5 protein-coding genes are annotated in these 6,947 nt (G+C 73.3%); 2 read left to right on the forward strand and 3 right to left on the reverse strand.

All coding sequences use genetic code 11. The features are described 5' to 3' along the window. Entirely contained in the window at positions 1–1,377 is a 1,377-nt protein-coding gene (locus tag ACFWZ2_RS16890; protein WP_384546249.1) for a hypothetical protein, read from the forward strand. Positions 1,378–1,400: 23 nt separating this feature from the next. On the opposite strand, the gene ACFWZ2_RS16895 is transcribed toward ACFWZ2_RS16890, so the two are convergent. Together ACFWZ2_RS16895 and ACFWZ2_RS16900 are read right to left on the reverse strand one after the other, a co-directional pair. Continuing rightward, positions 1,401–2,963: an acetolactate synthase large subunit gene (locus ACFWZ2_RS16895; RefSeq protein WP_384546251.1), complete on the reverse strand. Its 1,563-nt coding sequence runs from the start codon at positions 2,961–2,963 to the stop codon at positions 1,401–1,403. 107 nt (positions 2,964–3,070) lie between these two features. Beyond that, a complete protein-coding gene (locus ACFWZ2_RS16900; protein ID WP_384546253.1) occupies positions 3,071–4,111 on the reverse strand; it encodes a helix-turn-helix domain-containing protein in 1,041 nt (346 codons plus the stop codon). A 52-nt stretch (positions 4,112–4,163) separates the two neighbouring features. On the opposite strand from ACFWZ2_RS16900, the gene ACFWZ2_RS16905 reads away from it, so the two are divergent. Continuing rightward, a complete protein-coding gene (locus ACFWZ2_RS16905) occupies positions 4,164–4,559 on the forward strand; it encodes a cupin domain-containing protein (protein WP_384546255.1) in 396 nt (131 codons plus the stop codon). Positions 4,560–4,577: 18 nt separating this feature from the next. On the opposite strand, the gene kdpB is transcribed toward ACFWZ2_RS16905, so the two are convergent. Continuing rightward, positions 4,578–6,728: a potassium-transporting ATPase subunit KdpB gene (gene kdpB / locus ACFWZ2_RS16910; RefSeq protein ID WP_384546257.1), complete on the reverse strand. Its 2,151-nt coding sequence runs from the start codon at positions 6,726–6,728 to the stop codon at positions 4,578–4,580. Positions 6,729–6,947 lie beyond the last annotated feature (219 nt).

Consider the following 6,947-nt stretch of genomic DNA (forward strand, 5'->3'; position numbering starts at 1 on the left):
GTGCCCGCCGAAGGGCACGCGGGCCATCCGGGCCTGGCCGACCTGTTCGCCAGGCCCCTCCTGGAGACCGTCTGGCGGCGCCGCACCCACCGTGTGAGCCGCGGCGCCGACGTCCCCGCGGGCTCGATGAGCCACCGCTCGACGCATGAGCCGCGTCCCCTGTCCGAGCTGGAGGAGGCGGTCCTCATCGCGCTGACCGGCTGCACCGGTCTGACGATGCCCGACCGCCCCTTCGACGACCCGCGCGACGGCACGCCCATCATGGCCAAGCCCAACATGACCATGGCGGGCCGCACCGCGGGCAGCCCCGACAACGCGCAGGCCACGCACTTCTTCCTGATCAACGACTCGGGCACGTACTTCCTGCGCAGGCTGCCCCCGGCCCCCGGCACGCCCCTCGACGCGACGAGCCTGGTCGAGCGGGCCCGGCAGGCGAAGGTCCGCGTCCTCGACCACCGGCTCGACGTCGCCGAGGGGCTGCGGGACTTCCCGGCCTACCTCGACTCGAACCGCTTCCTGTCCAACCTCCCGGGAACGACGGTCCTGTTCCCCGTGGTCGACCTCTCCCACCAGTACATCAACGCCCTGATGTATCTGCTCACCCAGCCCGACGACGTCCGCCCCACCCTCGTCGACGACCGCAACTTCTACCGCCCCGCCGGGGTGAAGAAGTGGATCCGCAACGGCTTCCTCAACGGCGACCTGAAGCTCCCGCTCGGCGCGCTCGGCCCGCTGCGCACCCAGATCGAGGCGGACCTGCTCCTGCAGAACCTGATGCTGACCGCCGAGGCGATGGGGCTCGGCGCCTGGATCCACGCCTCCGTCAACCCGCAGATCGCCCTGGGCGACCCGAAGTTCTCCCGCGCCTACGGCAGGATGCTCGGCTTCTCCTTCGTCACCCCGCGCTGGCGCCTGCCCGACCTGTGGCGCTGGCACGTCCCCCTCCCCAAGTACGCGACGGTGCGCTCCCACCCCGTGGGCCTCACGTCCCCCGACGGCGAGCCCCTGATCGTCGCGTCCTGCCCGCCCGCCCACCGCACGATGCGCGCCGCCGTCGACGCGGTCGTCCGCGACAAGTTCGGCCCCGGCGGGGTCTACTCCGACAAGGACGTCTTCGCCCGCATCTACAAGAACGACTACGGCCAGCGGTACTTGGCCGAGGCGGGCGCGTACGAGGACCGTGTCATCGACTGCACGCGCGACATCTGCGCGTACATCCACGACACCCACCGGCGCTTCCCCGCGCACACGGACGCGATCCACGTCCCTGGGGTGTGGTTGCAGGTCCACCACGTGGAGGAGGAGTACTACGAGAGGTTCTTCACCGGTGGGCTCACGGAGGTGCACCGTCGGCACGAGGGCCTCTGGGACGGGTGAACTCCGGAGGGAGACTGCCCCCCTCACCCCAGCGCAGGCACCACGCAGTCGATGACGAACGGCCCGGGCTCCGACAGGCCCCGCTTCAGGGCCGCGCCGAACTCCTCGGCGGTGGCGGCCCGTTCCGCGGGGACGCCCATGCCCCGGGCCAGCGCGACGAAGTCGAGGGAGGGTCCTGAGAGGTCGAGCAGGGGGTGGGCGCGTGGCCCGCGCGGGGCCGCGCCCACCGCGCGCAGCTCCAGGTTGAGGATCGCGTACGAGCGGTTGTCGAAGACGACGGTCGTGACGTCGAGGGACTCACGCGCCTGGGTCCACAGGGCCTGCGGCGTGTACATCGAGGCCCCGTCGCCGACGAGCGCGAGGACGGGACGCCCGGGGCAGGCGACCGCCGCGCCCACGGAGAGCGGAAGCCCCTGCCCCATCGCCCCGCCGGTCAGCGTCAGTACGTCGTGGGGCGGTGAGCCGGCCGTCGCGCCGGGCAGCCAGATGCCGGAGGTGTTCGCCTCGTCGACGACGACGGCGCCCTCGGGGAGCAGCGCCCCGATGACGGCGGCGGCGGACTCGGCGGTGAGTTCACCGGTGGGCAGCGCGGGGCGGAGGGCCTCCGCCCGTACCGGGGAGGCGCCGGGCGACACCACTTCGGCGAGCCCTTCGAGCGCCGCGGTCACGTCCTCGGCGCCCGCCGCGAGCGTGTGCACGGCGCACCCCTCGGGCACGAGGGCGCTGTCCTGCCCGGGGTAGGCGAAGAAGGAGACCGGCGACGCGGCCCCGGCGAGCACCAGGTGGCGTACGCCCGCGAGTTGGCGCTGTGCGCCGGACGCGAGGTAGGCGAGGCGCTCGACGACGGGGCGGCCCGCGCCGCGCTCCAGGCGGGCCGGGAAGGTCTCGCAGAGGAGCTTCGCGCCGGTCGCCGCCGCGACCCGTGCCGCGGAGGTGAGCCCGGCCCCGCGCGCGGCCTCCCCGCCGAGCAGCAGGGCCGTGCGCCCGCCGGAGCGCAGCGCGTCGGCGGCGCCGGTCACCGCGTCCACGGACACGAGGCCGCGGCGCGCCACGGGGGGCCGCGCGGCCGCGGTCGGCCCGTCCGCCCGGGTCCAGGACACGTCGGCGGGCACGACCAGTGTGGCGATGCCACCGGGCGGCCCGGCCGCCGCGGCGACGGCGTCCGCGACATCACCGGCCAGTTCGGCGGCGTGGTACGTGCGCCGGGTCCAGCCGGAGACCGTACGGGCGAGCGCCTCGATGTCGGACTCCAGGGGTGCGTCGAGCCGCTTGTGGCGCAGCGCGTGGTCGCCGACGACGTTGACGAGCGGGGTGGCGGCGCGGCGCGCGTTGTGCAGGTTGGCGAGGCCGCCCGCGAGCCCGGGGCCCAGGTGGAGCAGGGTGCACGCGGGGTGTCCCGTCATCCGCCCGTACCCGTCGGCCGCGCCGGTGGCCACGCCTTCGAAGAGGCACAGCACGGGCCGCAGTTGCGGCACGTCGTCGAGCGCGGCCACGAAGTGCATCTCGGAGGTCCCGGGATTGGCGAAGCAGACGCGGACACCCGCACCCACGAGGCCGTCGATCAGGATCTGCGCTCCGTTCGGCATGGCGCTCCGCCTCTGCTCGGTGGCTCTGCCCGGTGGTGGGGGCGCCCGGATGCGTCGGGTGTCCGGCGTCGGCGCCCGCCGCCCGGCTCAGGGGGAGGTGCCAGTCTTCACGGAGTCCGGCCCTGGTCGGCAGCCGGGATCCGGCCAGCCGCGCCGGACGGCCCGCCGGGCCCGAACCTGCGCCGGTAGTCCGTCGGGCTGAGCCCCGTCTCGCGGCGCAGCCGGGCCCGCAGGTTGGCGGCGGTGCCGAGGCCGCTGTGCCGTGCGACGACGTCGAGGCGCGGCTCGCCGCGTTCGATGAGGCGGCAGGCGAGCGCCACGCGTTCGCCGGTGAGCCAGGCCAGCGGGGTGGTGCCGAGCTGGGCGCGGAAGCGGCGGTGCAGGGTGGCGGGGCTGACCCCGGCGCGGGCCGCGAGTCCCGGCACGGTGAGCGGGTCGCCGAGCCGCTCCTGCGCCCAGTCGAGCAGCGGGGCGAGCGACTCGTCCCGCACCTGTGGAACGGGGCGTTCCACGAACTGCCGCTGGCCGCCGTCCCGGTGGGCGGCGAAGACGAGCCGCCTGCTCACGGAGTTGGCGATCTCGGCGCCGAAGTCCCTGCGCACGAGGTGAAGTCCCAGGTCGAGCGCGGCCGCACTGCCCGCGGCGGTGAGGATGTCGCCGTCGTCGACGAAGAGCACGTCCGGTTCGAGCCGCACGGCCGGAAAGCGCTCCCGGAAGGAGTCGGCCCACTGCCAGTGCGCGGTGGCCCTGCGCCCGTCGAGCACCCCGGCCTCGGCGAGGGTGAAGGCGCCGCTGCAGAACCCCACGAGCCGGGCGCCGCGCGCGTGCGCCCGGCGGATGGTGTCGAGGACTGCGGGCCGCCGCGGCACGTCGGTGTCGGGCCGGTTGGGCACGATCACGGTGTCCGCGGAGTCGGCGGCGTCGAGCCCGCGGACCCCGGTGAGCGTGAAGAACCCGTCGCGCATCGGGGTGTCGGGCCGCGGCGAGCAGAGCGCGAAGTCGTACAGGTCACGGCCGAGTTCGGGTCTGCGCAGGCCGAACACCTCGGTGGCGCAGCCGAGTTCGAAGGGGTTGGAGTTCTCGTCGACGATCACGACGACGCGGTGCGGACGGCCGTCCTGCGACGGCTGAGAGGATCCTTGTGGCATGTGCGATTTCTAGCACTCACCGGCGATGCCCGGCACGGGCGAGGATCGCCTCATGAGCACCGAACCCCTCTCCCTCGACCACGCCTTCGCCTCCTTCGACGCCCTGTGGAGCCCCCGCATCGTCACGCGGGTCAACGACTACGACGTACGCGTCGCGAAGGTCGAGGGCGAGCACGTCTGGCACGTCCACGACGACACCGACGAGTTCTTCCTCGTACTCGGCGGTGAACTCCACATCGATCTGCGCGAGGTCGCGGGGGAGCGCCGCGTGACCCTCGCGCAGGGCTCCGTCTTCACGGTCCCGCGCGGCACCGAGCACCGGCCGTGCGCCCCCAAGGGCGCCCGGATCCTGCTCTTCGAGCCCACCGGGACCTCCACCGTGGGCGATCGCCACGACGAGGTCCCGGCCCATGTGGACGCGACGACGGGGCACGCGCTCACCGTCTGAGGTCCGGGCGGCCCCGGGTCACGCGAGCCCGGGGACCGTCGAGATCAGCAGGTCGATCAGCTTGATCCCGACGAACGGCGCGATGAGCCCGCCCAGGCCGTAGACGGCGAGGTTGCGGCGCAGCAGGTCGTGCGCGGAGGCCGGGACGTAGCGGACTCCGCGCAGGGCCAGCGGGATCAGGGCGATGATGATCAGCGCGTTGAAGATGATCGCCGAGGTGATCGCCGAGGTCGGGCTGTGCAGGCCCATGATGTTCAGCGCCTCCAGGCCCGGATAGGCCCCGGTGAACATGGCCGGGATGATCGCGAAGTACTTCGCGACGTCGTTCGTGATCGAGAAGGTCGTCAACGCGCCCCGGGTGATGAGGAGTTGCTTGCCGATCTCGACGATCTCGATGAGCTTGGTCGGGTTGGAGTCCAGGTCCACCATGTTCCCGGCCTCCTTGGCGGCCGAGGTGCCGGTGTTCATGGCCACGCCCACGTCCGCCTGGGCGAGCGCGGGCGCGTCGTTCGTGCCGTCGCCCGTCATCGCGACCAGCTTGCCGCCCTCCTGCTCCTGCTTGATCAGCAGCAGCTTGTCCTCGGGCGTGGCCTCGGCCAAGTAGTCGTCCACGCCCGCCTCCTGGGCGATGGCGCGGGCGGTCAGCGGATTGTCGCCGGTGATCATGACCGTGCGGATGCCCATGCGGCGCAGCTCGGCGAAGCGCTCCCTGATCCCGTCCTTGACGACGTCCTTGAGCTGGATGGCGCCGAGCACCCGCGGCCCGTCCCAGTCGTGCACCGCGACGAGCAGCGGGGTGCCGCCCGCCTGCGCGATCGCGTCGGTGTACTGGCGCGCCTCGGTCGGCACGCGCCCGCCGTACATCTCCACCCAGGCGATCACCTGGGCGGCCGCGCCCTTGCGGATCGCGCAGAGCGCCCCGTTGTCCCAGCGCAGATCGACGCCGCTCATCCGGGTCTGCGCGCTGAACTCCACGAACCGGGCGTGGCTCAACTCCCCGTCCGCGGGCTCCCGCAGGCCGTACGCGTTCTTCGCCAGGACGACGATGGAGCGGCCCTCGGGCGTCTCGTCGGCCAGCGAGGAGAGCTGCGCGGCGTCGGCGAGGGCGAGTTCGTCGATGCCGGGCAGCGGCACGAAGGCCGCCGCCTCGCGGTTGCCGAGCGTGATGGTGCCCGTCTTGTCCAGCAGCAGGGTGTTGACGTCGCCCGCCGCCTCGACCGCGCGGCCGCTCATCGCGAGGACGTTGCGCTGCACGAGCCGGTCCATGCCCGCGATGCCGATGGCCGACAGGAGCGCGCCGATCGTCGTCGGGATGAGCGTGACGAGCAGGGCGACCAGGACCGTTGTGGACTGGGGCGCCCCGGCGTAGGAGGCCATCGGCTGGAGCGAGACGACGATGAGGATGAAGATGACGGTGAGCGCGGCGAGCAGGATGTTGAGCGCTATCTCGTTGGGCGTCTTCTGCCGGGCCGCGCCCTCGACCAGCGCGATCATGCGGTCGATGAAGGAGTTGCCGGGCCGGGAGGTGACCCGCACGACGATGCGGTCGGAGAGCACCGTCGTACCGCCGGTGACGCCGCTGCGGTCGCCGCCCGACTCGCGGATGACCGGGGCCGATTCGCCGGTGACGGCGGATTCGTCGACGGCGGCGACCCCCTCGACGACCTCGCCGTCGGCCGGGATCGCCTCGCCCGCCTCGACGATGACGAAGTCGAAGGGCTGGAGTTCGGCCGCGGACACGGCCTCCGTCGAGGCGCGGTCGAGGTCGATGCCGACCCGCCAGTTGTCGCGCAGGCGCAGCGCCACCGTGTCCGTGCGCGCCTTGCGCAGCGAGGCCGCCTGCGCCCTGCCGCGGCCCTCGGCGACTGCCTCCGCGAGATTGGCGAAGATCACGGTCAGCCACAGCCAGCCGCCGATGACCCAGGTGAACACGGCGGGGTGCAGCAGCGCGGAGAGCGTGGTGAGCACGGCGCCGACGGCGACGACGAACAGGACGGGGGTGCGCAGCAGTGCGCGGGGGTGCAGTTTCCGTACGGCCTCCGGCAGGGCGGCGATCAGATGCCGCGGCTGGAACACCCCTGCGGGGCGGCGTCGTGCGGAGCGCGGCCCTGCCGGGGGCGCGGGAGAAGGGGCAGCGACGGGGGCTGCCGTGGGGGCGGGGGGAAGCATGCGGGGGAATCTAAGGCTCCGGAGGCCGTTGAAGCCCTTGTGGAGTGGGGTATTTGCGGCTCTCTTACGGGGGCTCGGCGGGCCGCGTCAAGCCTCCGTCAAGGCCGCGGCGACCGGCGTCAGGGCGGCGTCAACGCGGGCCGAACCGGTGTTCGCCGTCCCGCAGACTGATCGGCGCGGGGGGAACGCCGACCGTCCGGCCGCGGTCACGAGGGGGAC

Origin of the sequence: Streptomyces sp. NPDC059002, from assembly GCF_042740435.1 — a bacterium.
Taxonomy (GTDB): Bacteria; Actinomycetota; Actinomycetes; order Streptomycetales; family Streptomycetaceae; genus Streptomyces.